Annotated in this window: 18 protein-coding genes; 9 read left to right on the top strand and 9 right to left on the bottom strand. The window is 60.1% G+C overall.

All coding sequences use genetic code 11. The annotated features are described in order from the left end of the window. Nucleotides 1-37: 37 nt before the first annotated feature. Nucleotides 38-2,056, bottom strand: coding sequence for a PA domain-containing protein (locus IE111_RS13915; protein ID WP_189609707.1), 2,019 nt, complete (start codon nt 2,054-2,056; stop codon nt 38-40). Between the two features lie 219 nt (nt 2,057-2,275). Then, nucleotides 2,276-3,730: a MocR-like pyridoxine biosynthesis transcription factor PdxR gene (pdxR, locus tag IE111_RS13920; RefSeq protein WP_189609709.1), complete on the bottom strand. Its 1,455-nt coding sequence runs from the start codon at nt 3,728-3,730 to the stop codon at nt 2,276-2,278. Nucleotides 3,731-3,824: 94 nt separating this feature from the next. Here pdxR and IE111_RS13925 point away from each other — a divergent pair, with 94 nt between their 5' ends. The 9 genes from IE111_RS13925 (at nt 3,825) to IE111_RS13965 (ending at nt 10,107) form a co-directional block, all read left to right on the top strand. After that, nucleotides 3,825-4,436 (top strand): pyridoxamine 5'-phosphate oxidase family protein, encoded by a 612-nt coding sequence (locus IE111_RS13925; protein ID WP_189609711.1) that lies wholly within the window; start codon nt 3,825-3,827, stop codon nt 4,434-4,436. A gap of 178 nt (nt 4,437-4,614) precedes the next feature. Then, nucleotides 4,615-5,517, top strand: coding sequence for an SDR family NAD(P)-dependent oxidoreductase (locus IE111_RS13930; protein ID WP_189609713.1), 903 nt, complete (start codon nt 4,615-4,617; stop codon nt 5,515-5,517). Nucleotides 5,518-5,884: 367 nt separating this feature from the next. After that, nucleotides 5,885-7,438: a 2-isopropylmalate synthase gene (locus IE111_RS13935; RefSeq protein WP_189609715.1), complete on the top strand. Its 1,554-nt coding sequence runs from the start codon at nt 5,885-5,887 to the stop codon at nt 7,436-7,438. Beyond that, nucleotides 7,435-8,178: a hypothetical protein gene (locus IE111_RS13940; protein WP_189609717.1), complete on the top strand. Its 744-nt coding sequence runs from the start codon at nt 7,435-7,437 to the stop codon at nt 8,176-8,178. The genes IE111_RS13935 and IE111_RS13940 overlap by 4 nt, the downstream gene beginning before the upstream one ends. After that, the gene (rimI, locus tag IE111_RS13945; RefSeq protein ID WP_189609725.1) at nt 8,178-8,627 is read left to right on the top strand and encodes a ribosomal protein S18-alanine N-acetyltransferase; all 450 of its coding nucleotides are present in this window, start codon (nt 8,178-8,180) and stop codon (nt 8,625-8,627) included. The genes IE111_RS13940 and rimI overlap by 1 nt, the downstream gene beginning before the upstream one ends. After that, nucleotides 8,624-9,292 carry an energy-coupling factor ABC transporter permease gene (locus IE111_RS13950; RefSeq protein WP_189609733.1) on the top strand — a complete coding sequence of 223 codons (669 nt, stop codon included), beginning with the start codon at nt 8,624-8,626 and terminating at the stop codon, nt 9,290-9,292. The genes rimI and IE111_RS13950 overlap by 4 nt, the downstream gene beginning before the upstream one ends. A 71-nt stretch (nt 9,293-9,363) precedes the next feature. Beyond that, a complete protein-coding gene (locus IE111_RS13955) occupies nt 9,364-9,528 on the top strand; it encodes a hypothetical protein (protein WP_189609735.1) in 165 nt (54 codons plus the stop codon). Between the two features lie 71 nt (nt 9,529-9,599). Further along, nucleotides 9,600-9,878, top strand: a complete 279-nt coding sequence (locus tag IE111_RS13960) for a BrnT family toxin (protein WP_189609737.1) — start codon at nt 9,600-9,602, stop codon at nt 9,876-9,878. Further along, the gene (locus IE111_RS13965) at nt 9,856-10,107 is read left to right on the top strand and encodes a BrnA antitoxin family protein (RefSeq protein ID WP_189609739.1); all 252 of its coding nucleotides are present in this window, start codon (nt 9,856-9,858) and stop codon (nt 10,105-10,107) included. Before IE111_RS13960 ends, IE111_RS13965 begins: the two co-directional genes overlap by 23 nt. A 70-nt stretch (nt 10,108-10,177) precedes the next feature. On the opposite strand, the gene IE111_RS13970 is transcribed toward IE111_RS13965, so the two are convergent. The 7 genes from IE111_RS13970 to gtfA all read right to left on the bottom strand — a co-directional run bounded on the left by IE111_RS13970 (nt 10,178) and on the right by gtfA (nt 19,695). Further along, the gene (locus IE111_RS13970) at nt 10,178-11,473 is read right to left on the bottom strand and encodes a hypothetical protein (protein ID WP_189609742.1); all 1,296 of its coding nucleotides are present in this window, start codon (nt 11,471-11,473) and stop codon (nt 10,178-10,180) included. A gap of 168 nt (nt 11,474-11,641) precedes the next feature. Then, entirely contained in the window at nt 11,642-12,706 is a 1,065-nt protein-coding gene (locus IE111_RS13975; protein ID WP_229805362.1) for a LacI family DNA-binding transcriptional regulator, read from the bottom strand. Between the two features lie 48 nt (nt 12,707-12,754). Further along, complete coding sequence (locus IE111_RS13980; RefSeq protein ID WP_189609744.1) at nt 12,755-14,356, bottom strand: alpha-amylase family glycosyl hydrolase; 1,602 nt, start codon at nt 14,354-14,356, stop codon at nt 12,755-12,757. A gap of 4 nt (nt 14,357-14,360) precedes the next feature. Next, nucleotides 14,361-15,512 carry a carbohydrate ABC transporter permease gene (locus IE111_RS13985; RefSeq protein ID WP_189609746.1) on the bottom strand — a complete coding sequence of 384 codons (1,152 nt, stop codon included), beginning with the start codon at nt 15,510-15,512 and terminating at the stop codon, nt 14,361-14,363. An 11-nt stretch (nt 15,513-15,523) separates the two neighbouring features. Beyond that, nucleotides 15,524-16,531, bottom strand: a complete 1,008-nt coding sequence (locus IE111_RS13990; protein WP_229805363.1) for a carbohydrate ABC transporter permease — start codon at nt 16,529-16,531, stop codon at nt 15,524-15,526. Between the two features lie 81 nt (nt 16,532-16,612). After that, the gene (locus IE111_RS13995; RefSeq protein ID WP_189609749.1) at nt 16,613-17,965 is read right to left on the bottom strand and encodes an ABC transporter substrate-binding protein; all 1,353 of its coding nucleotides are present in this window, start codon (nt 17,963-17,965) and stop codon (nt 16,613-16,615) included. Nucleotides 17,966-18,249: 284 nt separating this feature from the next. Then, nucleotides 18,250-19,695, bottom strand: a complete 1,446-nt coding sequence (gene gtfA, locus IE111_RS14000) for a sucrose phosphorylase (RefSeq protein ID WP_189609751.1) — start codon at nt 19,693-19,695, stop codon at nt 18,250-18,252. Nucleotides 19,696-19,719 lie beyond the last annotated feature (24 nt).

The following is a 19,719-nucleotide window of genomic DNA, read 5'->3' on the forward strand; positions in this document are numbered from 1 at the left end:
CAAGGCTGGCGACCGAAGTCGCCAGCCGGGGTTGGTTTCAGGGGGAGTTGGGTGCATTGCAATAGAGCACGTCGGTCGCGTCTTCGCAGGCCCATTGGAAAATCCACAATCCGGTATTGCGGTCCGACCCGAGGATGTACTGGTCGCCATTTATTTCGGTGACATGAATACCCCAGAAGTTGGAACCGGCTGCATCCCCGTATTCTTCACCGGCGATGAAGCGTCCGACTTCATGCATGTTCCAGGAGACAACCCCCTCTCCCATGCTGTTGGTATGCAGATGGCCTTCACGCCATTCAATGGCGCGCATGCCGAGCGAATACCAACTGATGAAGGTGCGATCGGGGTTGGTCGGGTCGATCTCCAGATTGTGCATGGTCAGGTCACCGGCACCTGTGGCCAGTTCCGGATCGGTGACTTCGGCTGGCGCGTAATAGCCGATCTCGCCCAGATATCCCACGGTGGTAGTGTCGCCGTCCTTGCCGACTTTTACGGAGCGCAGGCTGTTGGTGTTGTTCAGCGCATGGAAATACCCCCAGCCGTCGAAGGCTGCATTCAGCGTGGCGATTTCACCCAGGGTATCGAAGGCCGGCAGGGGCGGGTTCATGGCTTCCTGGTCCGGACAGAGGCTGGGGTCGTAGCCGCCGATGCCGAGCATGGCGTAACCGCTGCTGCGGGGAACAAACAGCATGGGGATATCAGCTTCCACCAACATTGACACCGTCGCCTCGCAGCGACCTTCCGCCGCCTGGTTGAAAACGACACCGGCACTGTATCCCGCCGCCTGAACCGTTTGGGCTTTCAGTGTGAAAGCACAGGTGCCCCGTTCGATCACCGCGATACTGGCGCCGGTTTCCGAGGCAGGTGTCAGGGCATTGCCGCAGGCCTCCCCGACAAAAGCGGTCTGGCCGGTCAGCGATTCGATGTCGGCGCCCGGGCCGATCTGGGGAACATCGCTGCCCTGGGTCGCGGCATAGTCGGTACCATTGACCGTGACCGCGGTGAACAGGGAGTCGAAGTCTTCATCGCCGGCAAACACCTTGTCGAAGCCGGCGCCGCCAAAGACCGCGGCATGGGCGTTGCCTTCCGGTGGCGAGATGTTGTGGACCGGATCCGGGTCCGGATAGGTGGAGTCGCCCAGGAAGACCGGATGGTAGGGGTCGTTGACATCCAGTGTGATGAAACCGGCGTCCCAATAGGATAAAACGGCTTGCCAGTTTTCACCCGGTCCGGGATCCATGTCGTTGACCCAGATGTCGTGCAGCAGGGAGGCCGCGAAACTGCCCATGAACAACTGACCATCGGCGGCGATTTCCGGATTTGTCTGCAACCAGGTTCCGATGCCGGTGGTCGTGATCAGCTTGGGCGATTGCGGTTTGCTAATGTCGGCGATCTTGAGATCGTCGGTGGCGATGTCATCGACAATCAGCATGTAGGTGTGACCATCGGCTGTCGTCCACGGGTAGGTGTTGTGGACCGGGAAGTCGAGAAAGTTCTGTTTCAAGGCGTGGGGTTTCGCCGGATCGCTGACATCCCAGAGTGAAACACCGACCTGTCCCTGCTGATGCCCACCGTTGCCGCCTCCCAGGGCCAGGCCATTGCCGACGATGGGACCACAGGGCTCAAGCGAATGTATGAGTACATCACGCCCATCGATGTCCAGGACTTTGACATCGTTGATGCGTGTTTTGGGCGGGGACTTGATCATGCCGACCGTCGTCGGGTTCTGCGGATCCCGGATATCGGAAATGTAGACCCCGGACCGATCGCAATCGGGTTCCTGAAAGGTGCCGATGTAGGCGAAACCATCGTGAGCCCAGACATCGGTATAGAGACCGGAGGAGATGCCGGCCAGTGTATCGCGCCCGATTACGCTGAACCCGTAGTTCACGTTGGCGGGTACATGGCCATCGGGTAATGGGGTGTCGTGAAGCAGGTGTTTATTGTCATGTTTCGCGCCATCGGCCACGGCGTCTTCATGCGCCAGGGCGCCCGTAGCGATCGTCGATGCCAACAGTGGCACCATCAGTGAGAGCCTGAATGGATTGGTTTTCATCGAGGTGATCCTTCTCGTCTGGGCACGCCATCCCGGCCAATCGGATAGAGACTGGTGGTTCGTGCAGGAAGAGCATACCCGTTGGTTCGTTTTGTTTTTGTTTTGGGTATTACCGCGAACTACCACACCCGAGGATCACCCTAGCAGTTGATCGGGAACGCATTAGTTTAATTGGTATTATTGGGTAATCCTTTTAGCTCGATATTTTATAATTTTACGCTACCCCAACTGTGCCAACCGTTGAATACCGGTTTGCAATTCCGATTCGTCGGCACTGGCAAACCCCACCACCAGGCCGCGTCGCGGTGATTCGCCCAGGCCGTATTCGCTCAACGCCAGAGGGCGATATCCGACCTCGGCCATTCGGGCGGCCACAGCGCGATCGTCCACATCGCGTTCCAGAACCAGGTGCATGCCGGCACTTTGGGCGATGGGCGTGTAGAGCCCCTCGAGGTATTGCTCACACAGCCATTGCAGGTGCTCCCACTTGTGTTGATACAGCTGTCGCATGCGGCGCAGATGGCGATGGAAGTGTCCCTCCTCGATGAACTCGGCCGTGACAGCCTGCAACAAAGGCGAGGTCTCACCGGTCTGGATGCGTTTGAGTTGGGTGAAGGCGCCGACCAGGTGGGGTGGCACCACCAGATACCCCAAACGCAAGCCTGGAAACAGGGTCTTGCTGAAACTGCCGAGGTAGAGCACTGGCGCGGGATCGATCAGCCCCTGCAATGCCGCGAAGGGTTTCTGGTAGAAATGAAATTCGCTGTCGTAATCGTCCTCGATGATCCAGACATCCCGTTCCACGGCCCAGTTCAGCAGTCGCAGTCGCTGACTGGCCGTGAGAATGCCGCCCATGGGGTATTGATGGGTGGGTGTGCAGTAGAGCAGCTTGGCCTCGGTGGTGTCGGGCAACCGCTCCAGATCCAGCACCTCGTCCTTCAACGGTATGGGCTCCAACATCACTCCGGCGGTATGCAGCGCATAACGGCTGCCGCGATACCCCGGGTCTTCCATCAGCACCCGGTCGCCCCGGTCCAGAAAGAGGGCCGCGATCAACGACAGGGCCTGTTGGGCACCCTGGGTGACAATGACCTGCTCCGGTTCGCAGCGCACGCCCCGCGCCGAGCGCAGGTAGTCCGCAATCGCGCGACGCAGGGGCGGAAAGCCCTGGTGGCCGTCGTACCCCATCAGTGACCGACGGCTTTCCTGATGATGCAGAAGGCGATTCCAGGTGCGCAAGGGGAAGGCGTTCAGGTCCGGCAGGCCGGGCGTAAAGGGCGCATTGCGTTCGTTCCAGTCGGGCGGAGTCATCGGGCCGTCGGGGCCTTTCAGCCAGGGCGGGGTCACCGCCGGTGGTTTGGGCGGCGATACAGCGGGAGTGACTCTGGGCGTTTCTGGTCGTTTGAGCAGTGGCAACTGGGGATGCACGAAGACACCCCGGCGTGGCTGTTGTTCGATGAAGCCCTCGGCGGCCAATTGGTCGTACACAGCCAGCACGGTATTGCGGCCGATGTTCAGGTCCCGAGCCAGACGGCGACTGGCCGGCAAGCGATCACCCGGCACCAGGCGTCCCTGGAAAATCCGCTCACTGAGCGCCTGGTAGAGCTGTGACTGTAACGCCGGCGCATCGATCGACCGGTGCAACTGAAGATCATCCAAACGGGCCTGGGGCATCGCTAACTGGTTCCATCATTTATTGGAATGTGGGTCTAAACAGAAAACCAGTTTTCACTAGCATGGGACCGGAATCAAGTCATCGGAGAGAACCATGCCACGGACCACCCACCAGGACGCCAGCACCACCGACCTCGGTTTTTGCCCCCGCAGCCGGATTCGGCAGGCCGCCAAGCGGGCGCGCTACGACCGCGAAGCGGTGTACCGATTAATCGACGACCTGAAAACCGGCCACCTGGCCTTCGTCGAGAACGGCGAGCCACGCTCCATCCCCATCACCTGTTGGCGCGATGGCGACGACCTCTTTGTGCACACCGCGAACAAGGGCCGGCTCGCCCGCCACCTTCAGGCCGGTCACCTGGTCTGTATCTCCTTCGCCGAGACTCAGGAGTGGGTCATGACCAAATCGGCCTTCCACCACAGCGCCAATTACCGCTCCGTCGTACTGTATGGCCGAGGCGAGCAAGTGACCGACAACGCCGCTTTCGATGCCGCGTTCAAGGCCATCATCAACCAGCTCGAAGCCGGACGCTGGGACAAGGTGCGTCCGCCGAACGCCCAGGAACGCAAAGCGACAGTGCTGATCCGCATCCCCATCGACGAAGGCTCGTTCAAGGCCCGAACCGGCGGGCCGAACGAAGACCCGGAAGACATGGACTTGCCAGTCTGGCACGGAACCCTGCCAGCGCGCGGCTCACACGAGTGACGGGGGTAAGCGTCCAACACTTGCGAAACAAACAACGTTCAAACAGACTGACCTCTGGTACAAACCTGTCCGCCTTGACCAACAACACAATAAAACGGGCGGCTATTCCTCCTTTGGGAGTGACCCGGACACGATTCGGGCACGTACAGAAGGGAACATCAGAGGATTACCACAGGTCATGTTCGATACGCTCAAAGACTACAGCATTCTGTATTCCTTCGACCGCAGCGGCTATCGCCGCCACGCGCGCCACTTCAAACCGGTCGACAACCGTCACATCCGCGACAAGCGGTTCCTCGTCACCGGCGGCACCAGCGGCATCGGCGCCTCCCTCGCCGAACGTCTGGCCGACAACGGCGCCCGGGTCACCGTCACCGGCCGCAATCGGGACAAATTCGAACGGTCCAGCCTCGCCGGCAAAGGCATCGACTTTATCGAACTCGACATGGCCGACTTCCTTGACGTCACCCAGTCCCCGCTGGACCGCTTCGACGGCCTCGTCTGCAACGCCGGCGGCATGCCCGACCAGCTCAAGCTCGTCAACGACGACTATGACCTCATCTTCGCCTCCCAGGTCATCGGCCACTACCTGCTGATTCGTCGCTGCATCGAACAGGACCTCCTGCCGGAGAACGCCCCGATCCACATCACCTCCAGCGGCGGCATGTACCTGCAAAAACTCGAACTCGACGACCTTTGCTGGCAGGAAGCCCCCTACGACAAAGTCAAAAGCTACGCCAACGCCAAACGCGCTCAGGTCATCCTCAACGAAGAGCTCGCCCACCGTTATCCCGGATACACCTTCTCCTGCTCTCATCCGGGGTGGGTCGGTACCGATGCGCTACGAGAAGCCCTACCTGGGTTTTCTGAGCGACTGGGGAAACGACTGAGGACCAACGAGGAAGGCGCCGATACCATCTATTGGTGCCTGGCACAGGGGCCGGAATTGCCGTCCGGAAAGTTCTGGTTCGATCGGGAGCCGCGCAAGACCTATCCGTTTTTCTGGACGAAGGAGTCGCGGATGACGCGGGAGCGATTGTTGGCGTTGTGTGAGACGGCATGGGCGGAGCAGCAGGCATAGAGGGAAGGGTGGTTTTGAGTTTTGGGTGGGCTTTGCCAACTTGGCAGATGTCGCCTGGGGCTCTTCTGCCCTACTTGAGAGCCGCATATCCCATTCAAGGAGGGGTTTGAGTATCCATGACACTAAGGGACGAATGGAAGGGAAGCTTATTCGGGGATATCTGAGGCATGGATGCCGAAGCTAAGCCCCCATGGAAGGGTTCACGGCGGCCCCGAATAAGCTTCCCTTCCAGTCGGCCCGGACCATGAGCTCCTTGCAACTCAGCCTCCCGGCAAACCATAGGTACCTCCAAAACCAACCTCCCAACCCGGTTTCTGGTGTACACTGAACCCATCAAAATCAGCTCCAACGTCACCGGAGAACCATCATGACCGCAGCCGCCGACCGCCTCATCATCTTCGATACCACCCTCCGCGATGGCGAACAAAGCCCCGGCGCTTCCATGACCCGGGACGAAAAGATCCGCATCGCCACCATGCTCGAAAAAATGCGCGTCGACGTCATCGAAGCCGGCTTCGCCGCCGCCTCCAAGGGCGACTTTGACGCCATCAACGCCATCGCCCGAACCGTTCGCAACAGCACCGTCTGCTCCCTTGCCCGGGCGCTCGACAAAGACATCGAAGCCGCGGCGGGGGCGCTCGAAGGCGCTGAACGAGCCCGCATCCACACCTTCATTGCCACCTCGCCCATCCACATGCAGCACAAGCTTAAGATGGAGCCGGACGCGGTACTGGCACAGGCCCGGCGGGCGGTCACCAAGGCACGGCACTACACCGATGACGTCGAATTCTCCTGCGAGGACGCCGGCCGCAGCGAGCTCGACTTCCTGTGTCGCATCATCGAAGCGGCCATCGACTGCGGCGCCACCACCATCAACATTCCAGACACCGTCGGCTACGCCGTCCCCGAAGCCTTTGGCGAGATGATCCGCGCCATCATGGAACGCGTGCCGAACAGCGGCAAAGCCGTCTTTTCCGTGCATTGCCACAACGACCTGGGGCTGGCTGTCGCCAACTCCCTGTCCGCCGTCATCAACGGCGCCCGCCAGGTCGAATGCACCGTCAACGGCCTCGGCGAACGGGCGGGCAATGCCGCTCTGGAAGAAGTGGTCATGGCGGTCCGTACACGCCAGGATCTGTTCACGGTCGACACCGGCATCGACACCCGGCACATTGTTCCCGCCTCGCGGCTGGTCGCCTCGGTGACCGGCTTCCCGGTGCAGCCGAACAAGGCCATCGTCGGTGCCAACGCCTTCGCACATGAATCCGGCATTCACCAGGATGGCGTGCTCAAGCACCGCGAGACCTACGAGATCATGTCCGCCGAAGACGTCGGTTGGAAGACCAACCGCATGGTGCTCGGCAAGCATTCCGGTCGCAACGCCTTCCGCACCCGTCTGCAGGAACTGGGTTACAGCTTTCCCAGCGATGTCGAGGTGATCGAAGCGTTCGCCCGCTTCAAGACTCTGGCCGATAAAAAGCACGACATCTACGACGAAGACCTGCACGCCCTGATGTCTGACACCGCCCGCGACCAGGAAGTCCCCGAGCGCATCCGCCTGGTACACCTGTCCAGCGCCAGCGAGATGGGGAGCACGCCAAAGGCGACCGTGACCCTGGAGATCGAAGGCGAGGAAGTGACCACGACCGCCGAGGGCGACGGACCGGTCGATGCCTGCTTCAAGGCGGTCGACGCCGTTGTCCAGTCCGGTACGACCCTGCAGCTCTATTCGGTCAATGCCATCACCGCCGGTACCGAAGCCCAGGGCGAGGTCTCAGTGCGCTTGGAGAAAGGCGGGCGTATCGTCAACGGCGCCGGCAGCGATACCGACATTGTGGTGGCCTCGGTCAAAGCGTATATTAAGGCGCTCAATTTGATGCTCAATTCACCCCGCAAGGCGCACCCGCAAATCACCGTATGAGCCAACAGACCCCGGCCGGACTGAGCGAGTCGGACCGCCGTCACTATCTGTCCGCGATGGGCATTCAATCCTGGTACCCCCGGGTTCGTCTGCCCTGCGCGCCAGAACCGATCCTTTTCGATCTGGACGACACCGAAGCCCGCGTCGGCCCGGCGACCGAGACTTTGAGCCCGGCACCCGAGCCGGAAGCCCGGGAGCGCCCGGGTGCTCCGACGCCGGAACCGACCCCTCCGACCGGCACACCCGTCGAAGCCACCCGATCAGCCGCCACCGCACCTCGGGGGCAGGGCGCGCCCGTCCCGCGCTTCGTGCTGTCTCTGAGTGTGGTCGGGGACTTTCTGATCACCGACTCCCTGGCCAAGGGAATGGAACAGCCGTCCCAATCCGGTCAGCAGTTACTGGTGAACATTGTGTCAGCCCTGGGCGTGTCCGCGTCCGACGTGCGCACCCACCACGTCATTCACTGGCCCTTGTTCACCAACCCGCGTGTTGATCAGGGCATCGAACAGGCCCGGATCTACGTCGATGAAAAACTCGACCAGTTCATCCGGCAGTTCGAGCCGAAAACATTGCTGTCGTTCGGTGCCGTCATGCCGCGACTGCAAAACTGGGAGCAACCCCAGGGTGAATACAACGGCCTGCCCTGGGTCGGTTTACCATCGATCTATCGCATGCTGTCCGACCCGAAACAAAAGGCGGTGGCCTGGAACCGATTGCGGCCGTTGGCCCAGCCGCGCTGATGCGGCGACTGGTTCGCGCATCGGTGCCGGATCGGGATCGGTTGGCTGCGATCGATCGGTCGGCCGGTCCCCATTCATGGCCTGAGACCGCTTTATCACGGGCTCTCGAGCGTCAGCAAGTCCTCACTATCGAGATCGACGATGACATCGTCGGCTTTCTCGTCGAAAACCGTGTTCTGGATGAAACCACACTGCTGCATCTGGCTGTGGGCGCCGAGCATCAGGGCCGCGGACATGCGGGCTGGGCACTGAAAGCCTGGTTGGCCGACCTGGCCCGATCCGGCCAGTGCCGCTGTCTGCTGGAGGTGAGGGCCGGCAACCAGGTCGCCGTTCGACTGTATGAGCGCCTTGGCTTCGAGGACATAGGCCGGCGCAAGGGCTATTACTCATCGCCCGAGGGTGCCGAAGATGCCCGGGTCATGGCAAAACGACTGACGGATATCCCATGAACCTCACGGCTGAACTCTTCCCGCCCGGTTGGTACCTGGTGTTTAATGTGATCTATCTGATCGCATTCGGTTACGCCCTGAAAACCGCTCCCTGGAACCAACTGCACGGCGACGCCGGTCTGCAGCATCGACTCGGTTTTTCACTGGTGCTGGTGGTGATCATCTGGTCGCTGCGGGCCGGGGTCGATCAGGGGCTGGGCATTCATTTCTTCATGGTCACCGCGTTGCACCTGGTGTTCGGCTGGCGCCTGGCCCTGCTGGTGGTCACGCTTGGCCAAATGGGTATGGTGCTGGTCGGCCAGGAAGCCTGGCAGGGGGTGGGGCTCAACGCCGTCACTTCCGGGCTCGCCCCGATCCTGACCACCTGGCTGGTCTGGCGCTGGCAGGATCGCAACGAACTCTACAACCCCTTCGTCTTCATCTTCCTGGTTGCTTTCGGCGGCGCCATTCTGTCCGTGTTGGTGTCGGGCCTGGTGATGACGGCGGTATTCACCGGCAGCGGCGTCTATTCCTTCGGCGAGGTCAAGGACTCCTTCTGGTTGTTCGTGCCGCTCATCGCCCTGCCCGAAGGGGTGCTCAACGGCATGTTGATCGCCGGTCTGATCGTTTTCCGGCCGGAGTGGGTCGCGTTGTTCGATGAGGACAAATACTACCCTGGACGATGACTTCCGACCCGTGACCCGGGTCCGGATTGCCGCTTAGCATGAAGGGTGTCCGCCCAATAAAGAGGTCCCCCATGCGTGAAATCCGCTACGAAATCGTCAAGCACGGCGTCTCCTTCGGCACCGTCCTCGCCATCGTTTTGTCCTGGAGCGTCAATAAATCCATCCTCTGGGCCATCGTCCACGGCGTCTTCAGCTGGATCTATGTGCTGTATTTCGCCCTGTTCAAGGAGTACTGAATCAGAGCATATTGGACGAAGACGTTGATTAGGCGTATTGTGTACATACAAATGTAAGTACAAGGAAGGTAATGCGCTTCGAGTGGGACGAAGACAAAAACGTTCTCAACCAACGAAAACACGGCATCGACTTTACCGATGTAGTGTCAATGTTCGACGGTCCGTTGCTGGCCACACCGGATAGCCTGACAGAGTACGGTGAAGAACGTTGGATAGGAATTGGATGGCTGTTCGACTTGATCGCGGTGGTTGTGTATACCGAACGAGATGGCGACACAATCCGAATCATTTCCGCGCGAAAAGCGACCAAACACGAGGTGCGCCGATATGAACAAACCATCAAAAACTGACTGGAAACGACTGGCTGAAATGCAGGATGAAGACATTGATACCAGCGATATTCCGGAACTCGACGACAAGTTTTTCCGCGAGGCCGATCTGAAGGTTCCTCGCAAAGAGCCTGTCACGTTAAGGCTGGATGCCGATGTCTTGATGTGGTTTCGGTCGCAGGGACGAGGTTACCAAACCCGAATCAATAAATTGCTTCGTCAATACATGGAAAGCCATCGCTCCAACTGAACATCCTGTCCAGTCGGTTTAGAAATAATCGGACGGCGCCCGAGTCACTCGGGCGCCATGGACTTTCGGATTACTGATCTTCCTCGAAACAGGCGCCGGCACTGGCGCTCACGTCGATCGTCGCCGTATCGTTTTCCGACACCGTAATATCGACCGAGCCCGCCAGCACATCAGTACCGGGCTTGCCGTTGCAGTCATCCGTGGATTGCAGCTCGGTTCCCGAGGCGATCTGTACGTCCAACTCGTTCGTGGTCGCGTCTTCAATCGCCATCATGGCGAAATTCAAGGCCTCGTTGAAGGTCAGTACGCCGCTGGTCATGCTGGCGTCCAGGGTGAAAGCATCGACGGTCAACTGATCTTCGCTGCCTTTCTTCAACACGATGCCGGGCGATGCCAACGAGGCCGTAACGGTCATGTCGTCGTCGCTGTTGTCCTCGGTGCCCTTGTTGTCGCCGGTCATATCGAAACTGAAGGCCGGAACGGCGAGGTCCCAGATCACGCCTGGGTCGTCTTCTTCGGCCAGGCGCAGGTCCAGGGCGGACACATCCACGCTGACGCTGCCGGTACCCAGGTCGTCGTTGCCTTCCACCATCAACAGGGTGCCGGTTTGTCCGAGGTTCAGTTGATAGTCGGTCGTGTCGTCACCGACGTTGATGGCTTCGGGGACCGAGGTGGTGATGCGGCCGCTGTTCGTGCCCGTGGCTTCCACCTTGGCCTTGAAACGGCCATTGAAGGTGTTCGGCAGATTGTTGGCGTCCGGATCGACCGCTTCCAGGAACGCTTTCATGCCTTGCAAAACCCAGGTTCCGGCCAATGAGTTCTGGCTGAACTCGAGAATGAAAACCTCCTGAGTCTCGAACTGGAAGACCACGCTGCCCGACTGTTCACCCGATTGCGTAAATTCGATGGAGGACGCGTTCGCAACCGCCGTGCAACGGTTCACGTCAATGTCGCCGGTACAGATTCGCGAGCTGTCCGGCTGAAACAGCAAGCCGCTGCTGGTATCGGTCAGGGTGCCGTATTCCTCGAGATTATCCAGGAAGGTGTCGATGTCGAAGCCGGTCGTGGTATCGCCACTGCGGGTGTCCAGCCGGGTGCTCCACTGGCTGAAGACCTCCAGGTGGGGCAGGACTCTGGCGGTGCTGTCGTCGGTGGAGACAAAGCCCGGGGCGCTGGATCCCGACGCCGAAGCGCCGGCCATCGCGGAAGCACCGGCTTCGACGTTGGCGTTGACCGAGCTCGACAGTGAATCGAAATAGGCGTCGCGGTTTTCGATGGCGGCCGAGCCGCCACCGGAAGAATTACAGGCGGTCAGAACGGTGGCGGCCGCGGCCACCACCAGTGTGGGTAATGAGACTCTTGTCATGGCGTGCACTCCTTACTTGCGTCAGTGGACGATCAGGGTTTGAACCGTTCTGATCGACAGCATAAGGAGTTTTCGCCGCGTTAAAGTGAGCTTCGTCACAGGCTAACATTAGACAAACGTTAGCCTGTAAAAGGTGCGTGGAAGCCTACAAAGGGACGCCTGCCCGGGTCACGCCGTTTCGCGAACGTGGAGCTGGGTGGGCAGCACCCGGCTCTCAAAGCGCTCCGGGTTCAAAACCATCATGGCCGCCAGGCGACCTTTTTCGATGCTGGGTTGGTACACCGTGGTGATGCCGGGATGCGAGCGCCGCGCTTCCGGTATGTCGTCGAAGCCGACGATTCTGAGCTGGTCCGGCACGGAAATGCTCATGTCGCGGGCTACGCTGAGCGCCGCCATGGCCAACTGGTCGGACATGCACAACAACGCCCTGGGGCGTGGAATGGCCGACAGGGCTTCGCGCGCGGCCTTGACCCCGTCCGCCCAGTTGCTCTCGTGCGTGTTCCAGATCAACTCCTCCGGGATCTGCATGCCGTGGTCGGCGGCCGCATCCCGATAGGCTTCCAGCCGCTGACGGGAGATGGACACGCCGGCGTCCAGCAGTTCGGTTTCCCGAATGCGGCCGATGATGTCCGACTGGATCAGGCGCAGGCCGATCACGGCCACAGGCCCCTGTGAGCCGATTTGTTTCAGCACATGGTTGGCCGCCTGCTTGGCACCGCCGTAGTTGTCCACGTTCAACGACAGGTGGTTTTTCAGACTGAAATCCACGGTGACCACGGGCTTTTGCTGGCGTTCGAGCCGTTCGATCACGCTGATGTCGCGGGGCGGCCCGTAGACGATGTAACGATCCGGAATCGATTCCATCGACTGCAGGTGGTAGAAGTCGTCGCGTCCCGGCATCAACAGCATGTTGGTGCGGGCATCGTCGAGCACTTCGGAGACGCCCTGCAGAAATTCCGTCGCACAGCCGTCGCGAAAGTTGTAGGCAAGACGTTCGGCCAGCATTACGCCGACGATGCCGGTCGCGCCGGTCCGCAGACTGCGGGCCGCCGGATTCGGTCCATTGTAGCCCAGACGCTCGCACTCCTTGAGGATGTGATCCCTCAGGTTGGCGGAGAGTTGGTCGGGCCGATTGAACGCATTGGAGATCGTGGCGGTGGACACCCCCAGTGCCTCGGCCACGGCTTTGAGCGTCATGCGTTTTTTCGGTGTTTTCTTATCGTTTTTGTTCACACGATTTCAACCTGCCAGAGGGGCCGGCTGTAGCCGGCCCGGACCGCCTTATTCGACCCAGGCAGCGATCGAATACGGGGTGATGGAGTTATCGGTCACAGGCGCGAAGCCCGGCACCGTCACGGCCTGGCCGTCTACGTTGACCGGAAGGCTCGCGCCCGTCATGTTGATGGCGATGACGATGGACTCCTGCTGATTCCGACGTCGGAACAACAGCAGTTCGGCATCGCTGTCGAGCCATTCGAAGTCACCGTCTTTCAACGCCGGATGGTCACGGCGCCAGGCAAACAGGGCGCGTGAAAACGACAGCGTGGAGTCGTCATCGCCGTCCTGTTCGCTGACCGCCAGTTGACGGTGTATGGGTTCCACCGGCAGCCAGGCGTGACCGCCGGAAGTGAACCCACCCATGGCTTCGTTGATCCAGGGCATCGGGGTGCGACAGCCGTCGCGGCCCTTGAACTCGGGCCAGAACTCGATGCCGAACGGATCCTGCAGCAGTTCAAAAGGCACGTCCGCTTCGGGGAGACCGAGCTCTTCGCCCTGATAGACGCACGGACTGCCTCTCAGTGTCGCCAGCAGACCCAAAGCCGTGCGCACGAAGGCCTTCGGGTTCTCGGCATCCTTGCCCCAGCGTGTCGCGCTGCGCACTACATCGTGATTGCTGAGCGCGAAACAGGGCCAGCCATCGGACAGGTTCGCTTCCATCTTTTCGATGGTCTGGCGAATGTAGTCCGGGTCGTGCCGGTCGCTGAGCAGTTCGAAGGTATAGGCCATGTGCAGCTTGTCGCCGCCGGATGTGTACTGGGCCATGTACTTCATGCCCTGGGGCGCGCCGATTTCGCCGACGGTCGTTGACCCGGGGTACTCGTCCATGACCCGACGCAGGCGCTGTAAAAACGCCAGGTTGTCGTCGCGGCACATCTGGTGCACGTGGTACTGACGGGTAAAGGGGTTGTTCGGATCCATACCGACAAACATCTTGTCCGGTGTATCCGCCAGCTCGTTGTCGGTCAGTTCGGCATCGTGGAAGTACATATTGACCACGTCCAGACGGAAACCGTCGACACCGAGATCCAGCCAGAACCGGGCTGTGTCGAGAATGGCATCCTGAACTTCCGGATTGTGGAAATTCAGGTCCGGCTGGCTCGCCAGGAAGTTGTGCATGAAATACTGTTTGCGTTGGGAATCCCACTGCCAGGCCGGCCCGCCGAACAACGACAACCAGTTGTTCGGTGGCGTGCCGTCGGGTTGCGGGTCGGCCCAGACGTACCAGTCCGCCTTCGGATTGGTTCGGTTTTCCCGGCTTTCCTGGAACCATTCATGCTGATCCGAGGTGTGGCTGTACACCTGATCGATGATGACCTTGAGACCTCTCTGGTGGGCTTCCTCGACCAGGTGCCTGAAGTCGTGCAACGAGCCGAACATCGGATCCACATTCCGGTAGTCCGAGACGTCGTACCCGAAGTCTTTCATCGGAGAGGTGAAGAACGGCGACAGCCAGATGGCGTCGACGTTCAGGCTCGCGATGTAGTCCAGGTGTGCGATGACCCCGGGCAGATCGCCGATGCCGTCGCCGTTGCTGTCGAAAAAAGAGCGCGGATAGATCTGATAGATTACGCCACCGCGCCACCAGTTGAGATCGGTCGACACTGAATCAGCCCCCTTTGACTGAACCGGCCAGCATGCCGCGAACAAAGAAACGTTGCATGGAAATGAACACGATCAGAGGCACGATGATGGTGATAAAGGCCCCGGCCGTCAGAATTTCCCAATTGTCGCCCCTCGAACCGAGCAATTCCACCAACTGCGCGGTCATGACAGTTTTTCCTTCCCCTTTGCCGAGGAATACCAGAGCCACCAGCAGGTCGTTCCAGACCCAGAGGAACTGGAAGATGGCGAAGGAGGCCAGAGCGGGCACGGACAACGGCAACACGATGGTTCGGAAGACATCGAAGTGACTGGCGCCGTCCATCCGGGCCGATTCCATGACTTCCTTGGGCAGCCCCGACATGTAGTTCCGCAACAGGTAGACTGCCAACGATAGGCCGAAGGCCGTATGCGCCAGCCAGATGCCGGGGTAGGACTTGGGCTCGATGCCAAAGGTATTGCCCAGGTTGGTGTACATGCGCAGTACCGGAATCAGGGAAATTTGCAGCGGCACAACCAACAGACCCACGATCAGAGCCAGAATCCACAAGCGCCCCGGGAATTTCATCCACGCCAGGGCATAGGCGGCGAAGGCGGCGATCAGGATTGGAATGAAGGTGGCCGGCAGGGTCACCGTCATGGTGTTGATGAAAGCCCGGCCGATGCCCTCGGCTTCCAGGACTTCGGCGTAGTTATCGAGCGTGAAGCGCGGCGGGACGGCAGCGGTGTAGAACACCCGTTCCCCCCGGCTGTGCTCGAAGGCTTCGCTGTTGGTCCAGCGCAGGGTCCCGTCTTCCTGCAGTGTCATTTCGCTGCCGTTGTCCAGTGTGACCGTCTCACCCGGTCCGTAGGCGCCGAGGTCGCGAGGGCTCAGACTCCAGGACTTGACGCGTTGCCCTTGCGATTGCTCGAAAATAGAATCTGTGATCACGAACTGGCCGTCCACGGATTCCTGCGCCTGGGCTTCAGGCGTCCGGTAGGCATCGGTCAGATCGGTACTCGACATCGACGTCCACCAACCGGATTCGGTCAATTGGTCTTTGTCGCGGACCGAACTGATCAGCAAGCCCAGGGTCGGCAGCGTCCAGAGCGCGACCAGGAGAAACACCGTAAAGTGTTTGCCGAAAACTGTCAGCGGTTGTTTTCTTGTTGAGCTCATCGTCGGATCCTTTATTGTTCGTCTTTGCGAGCGCGACGGATGTTGTAGATCATGATCGGCGTCACCGCGAGCATGATCACGAACGCTACCGCGCTACCGCGACCGATGTGTCCGGCGCGGAACAATTGGTCGTACATCAGGTTCGCCAGGACGTTGGTATCCCACTGACCGTTGGTCATGGCAAAGACAATATCGAAGATCTTGAGCACGAGAATGGTGATGGTCGTCCACACGACGACGATGGTGCCAAAGATCTGGGGGATGACGATCTTGAAAAAGATGGTGAATTCGTTGGCGCCTTCCATGTGGGCCGCTTCCAGGGTGTCTTCCGGTACGCCGCGAATGGCCGCGCCGAGAATCACCATAGCGAAGCCGGTCTGAATCCAGACCAGGATGATCATCAACAGGAAGTTGTTCCAGAACGGGACCGTAATCCAGGGAACCGGATCCCCGCCCAGCGCCACGACGATGGCGTTCAGCAGACCGATTTGTTCGTCGCCGCCGGCGCGGAAATCGTAGACGAATTTCCAGATCACCGAAGCACCCACGAAAGAAATCGCCATTGGCAAAAAGACCAGTGAGCGCGCCACCTGACCCCACCATAATCGGTCGGTCATGTAAGCGATCAACAGACCGAACGCGGTGGACAGGGTCGGCACGAAGATCAACCACAGAATGTTGTTGCGAATGGCGACTAGGAAATTCTGGTCGTTGAACGCCCAGACGTAATTGCTGAAGCCGACGAAATTGCTGGCAGTACGGTCCAGCAAGGAATACCAGAAGGAGGCAAACACCGGATAGATCAGCCAGACCGTCAGAATAAACAGGGCCGGCCCGACGAAGATCCAGGGGCGAATGCCTTCACGAAGATTGTCGCGCCGTTGTCGGGCCACATCGCCCGATAAGGAATCGCTGGATAAAAACCGATCCAGCAGGTAGTTGCAGCCAATAAAGAACATGGCGCTGAGGCCAATGGCAAGCGCAATAGCGAACAGCCCCGTTAGAAGTTGCTGAGCCACAGTCGTCTCCTGACCAAACAGAATAATTGGGATAACCCGCCCCGAGAAACGGGGCGGGAGGCTCGATTAGACCGGGCTCGCTTAGAGGTTGTCCCAGGCCTGTTCGATGTCGGCTGCGACTTCTTCGGCGGAATCACCGCTGACAAAGTCGACCATGCCGGTCCAGAAGGCGCCGGCACCGATACCGCCCGGCATCAGGTCGGAACCGTCGAAGCGGAAGGTGTCGGCGTTTTGCAGGATTTCAGCCTGACGACGCAGAGTGTCGTTGGCGAACAGATCGTTGTTGACGCCGGTGTGCGGTGTCAGGAAGCCACCATTGGCCATCCAGATCTCGTGCGCCAGCGGCGTGGTCAGGTACTCCATCAGAGCACGGGCCGCTTCGCTTTCCTTCGGCATGGTGACAACCGTGCCGGCGCCCAGTACCGGGTTACCCAGGTCCTTGGACTCGAAAGCCGGGAAGTAGAAGAAGTCGGCGTCTTCACCGATCACGGTACCTTCCGGGAAGAAGGCCGGGATGAAGCTGGCCTGACGGTGCATGAAGCAGTCCGCCGGAACGCTGAACAGACCTTTCGGGCTGTCACGGAAATCCGTGCTGGCCACGGCCTGGGCGCCGCCCTGAACATAGTCGTCGTTCTTGGCGAACTGGCCGAAGGTTTCGATGGCCTCTACGACACGCGGGTCGTTGAACGGAATCTCGTGGCTGACCCATTTGTCGTAAACGTCGGGCTCATGCAGACGCAGCATGATGTCTTCGACCCAGTCGGTGGCCGGCCAGCCGGTGGCGGCGCCGGAACCCAGACCGATACACCAGGGCGTTTCACCGTCGGCGACCATCTGCTCGGACAGGGCGATCAGCTCTTCCATGGTTTCCGGTACTTCATAGCCGTAATCGGCGAAGTTGTCCGGGGAGTACCAGACCAGACTCTTCAGGTCGACGCGGAAGAACACGCCATAGAAATCGTCATTGCCGGAGCCGTTCTCGTAGGTACCGAGATCGACCCAGGACTGACCGGCCGCGTAGGCGTCCATGACCTTGTTCTTGAGATCGCTGCTCAGGGGCTTCAGCAGGTCGCGGCTGGCCATGTCGGCGGCCAGACCCGGCTGCGGGAAGATCGCCAGGTTCGGCGGAGAGCCGGCTTGCAGGTCGATCACGATCTGCTGTTCGAAGCTGTCGGAACCGGAATACTGGACATCGGCACCGGTGGCTTCTTCGAAGTGGCTGACGATGCCTTCGAATATGGCGTTTTCAGGCGTCAGCCAGGGACCGGCAACGGTAACAACCTGACCGGAGAGATCCATGTCCTCGAAGGCGTCGAGGCTGGACCAGTCGTATTCACCCGACCCTTTGGACGGATTGATTTCGGCGTAGGCACCGGCTGCAAAGGCGGCCGACATGGCGACGACAAGCGTTTTTTTCGTTAAGGATGTTGTCATTGTTTTTGCCCTTTCGTGCTGTTTTTATGGTTTCCACTGTGTGACAGATCAGCACCCGATCCCTTCGGGCTCAGGCACTGGGCTCGAAAAGCACTGTTTAAGCTTAATCGTTTAAGAGGCTTTGTCATCCCGTTTCTTAGACTGTTTTATTATGAACAGTGTCACAGACCTGAACAAAAGCTCTTAATCGTTTCAGCCAAACCGTGCCGGTTCATGTTCAGCCTAGACGGGCCGTCTGAACCCCGACTGAATGCGGGGTCCGGCCGTCCAGGCTCGAACGACGGTCAAAATTCAAACAGGGTGTCGTCGCCTTCGATGATCCGGGCCGACGGTCGGGCGAAGTCGACGCTCAGTTCGAGGCGTCGATCGTCCGATGTCCAGCTCAGCACCATGGCGTGATCGCTGGTCCGCTCCACACCGAATTCACCCTGGAAAGCCGGATGGCGATTGCGCAACCGGATCAGTTCGAACAAGCGCTGGACGACGGGCCGATCCAGGGCGGCGTCGATTTCCTCACGACTGTAGTAATGGCGGTTGATGTCCCGGCCGACACCGGTGCGGTTCAGCAGGTCGACATCGTTCTCGCCCGCCAACAGGCCGGTGTAGTAAACCTGGGGCACACCCGGAGCGAAAAACTGCAGGGCCCGGGCGATCAGGTATTCGTTGTCGCGCGCGCCCAGGGCGGAATAGTAGGTGCAGTTGACCTGGTACAGATCCAGGTTGGAAGCGGCGGCGCCGGTCGCCTGCCGGCTCTCGCCGTTCGAGCGTTCATGAATGGTTTCGACCAGCCGGTCGATGGATTGAGGCGCCAGCAGGCCCGGCTTGTCGCCGTCGGCGCCGACGTCCAGCACGCCGATGCCATCGTGGGTATCCAAAACGGTGATGCAGTTGCGCGGGGCGATGGACAGCCAATGGGCCAATGGGCCGGCTTCGCCACTGAACAGGGCGTGCAGCACCAGCGGTGGCAGGGCGAAGTCGTAGACCCGCCCGACGCGGTTGGCGATCTCGATCTGGGTCTGGTAGTGGCTGTGGATCTCCACCAGGGTTTCGATGCCACGCGTGTCTGCCTTATCCGACAGGCGATGAATGAAATCGTAGGTTTCCGGCAGCATGAAGCAGCGGGTGCCCGGGCGCTTGATGGCATAACCGGCGGCGTCGAGCCGGATCATCGAGACACCGGACGCTTCGAAACGGGCGAGTATGCTGTCCAGATAGGCTTCGCCGCGCGGTGTTTCGACGTCGATGTCCAGTTGCTGCGGTGTGAAGGTGGTCCAGAACAGGCGTTTTTCGCCGCCGACGGTGTAGGGCGTCCACGGTAAATTGGGTCGTGGGCGGTAGATGGCCGTGATGTCGGATTCGGTGGCACCGTCCGGGAAGACACGGCGGTAGGTGAGGAACAGGTCGTTCCAGTCGCTGTTCTCGCCGTTGGCCAACACGTCCTGAAATTGGGGCGACCGGCTGGAGACATGATTGACGATCAAGTCCGCCATCAGGTCGACGTCGTGGCCGAGCGTGCGCACATCGCCCCAGTCGCCGAGGCGCGGGTCCACCGTCAGGTGATCGTCCGGGTCGAAACCGGCGTCGGAACCGTCGATGGGTGTGTAGAAAGGCAGCAGGTGGGCACCGCCGAACAGGCCGTCGAGCGGGCCGGCCAGAAGCCGCTGCAGGTCGGACAGGGTACCGCCACCGAGGCGATCGACATAGGTGATGAGCTGAACCTGATTCTTCATGGCGGGACCTCGGACTGCGGGAGC

Source organism: Saccharospirillum salsuginis, assembly GCF_014651855.1.
Taxonomy (GTDB): domain Bacteria; phylum Pseudomonadota; class Gammaproteobacteria; order Pseudomonadales; family Natronospirillaceae; genus Saccharospirillum; species Saccharospirillum salsuginis.

Coding starts and splice junctions, on each gene's coding strand:
- IE111_RS13915 (WP_189609707.1), bottom strand. CDS start 2,056: ATGAAAACCAATCCATTCAGGCTCTCACTGATGGTGCCACTGTTGGCA.
- pdxR (WP_189609709.1), bottom strand. CDS start 3,730: ATGCCCCAGGCCCGTTTGGATGATCTTCAGTTGCACCGGTCGATCGAT.
- IE111_RS13925 (WP_189609711.1), top strand. CDS start 3,825: ATGCCACGGACCACCCACCAGGACGCCAGCACCACCGACCTCGGTTTT.
- IE111_RS13930 (WP_189609713.1), top strand. CDS start 4,615: ATGTTCGATACGCTCAAAGACTACAGCATTCTGTATTCCTTCGACCGC.
- IE111_RS13935 (WP_189609715.1), top strand. CDS start 5,885: ATGACCGCAGCCGCCGACCGCCTCATCATCTTCGATACCACCCTCCGC.
- IE111_RS13940 (WP_189609717.1), top strand. CDS start 7,435: ATGAGCCAACAGACCCCGGCCGGACTGAGCGAGTCGGACCGCCGTCAC.
- rimI (WP_189609725.1), top strand. CDS start 8,178: ATGCGGCGACTGGTTCGCGCATCGGTGCCGGATCGGGATCGGTTGGCT.
- IE111_RS13950 (WP_189609733.1), top strand. CDS start 8,624: ATGAACCTCACGGCTGAACTCTTCCCGCCCGGTTGGTACCTGGTGTTT.
- IE111_RS13955 (WP_189609735.1), top strand. CDS start 9,364: ATGCGTGAAATCCGCTACGAAATCGTCAAGCACGGCGTCTCCTTCGGC.
- IE111_RS13960 (WP_189609737.1), top strand. CDS start 9,600: ATGCGCTTCGAGTGGGACGAAGACAAAAACGTTCTCAACCAACGAAAA.
- IE111_RS13965 (WP_189609739.1), top strand. CDS start 9,856: ATGAACAAACCATCAAAAACTGACTGGAAACGACTGGCTGAAATGCAG.
- IE111_RS13970 (WP_189609742.1), bottom strand. CDS start 11,473: ATGACAAGAGTCTCATTACCCACACTGGTGGTGGCCGCGGCCGCCACC.
- IE111_RS13985 (WP_189609746.1), bottom strand. CDS start 15,512: ATGAGCTCAACAAGAAAACAACCGCTGACAGTTTTCGGCAAACACTTT.
- IE111_RS13995 (WP_189609749.1), bottom strand. CDS start 17,965: ATGACAACATCCTTAACGAAAAAAACGCTTGTCGTCGCCATGTCGGCC.
- gtfA (WP_189609751.1), bottom strand. CDS start 19,695: ATGAAGAATCAGGTTCAGCTCATCACCTATGTCGATCGCCTCGGTGGC.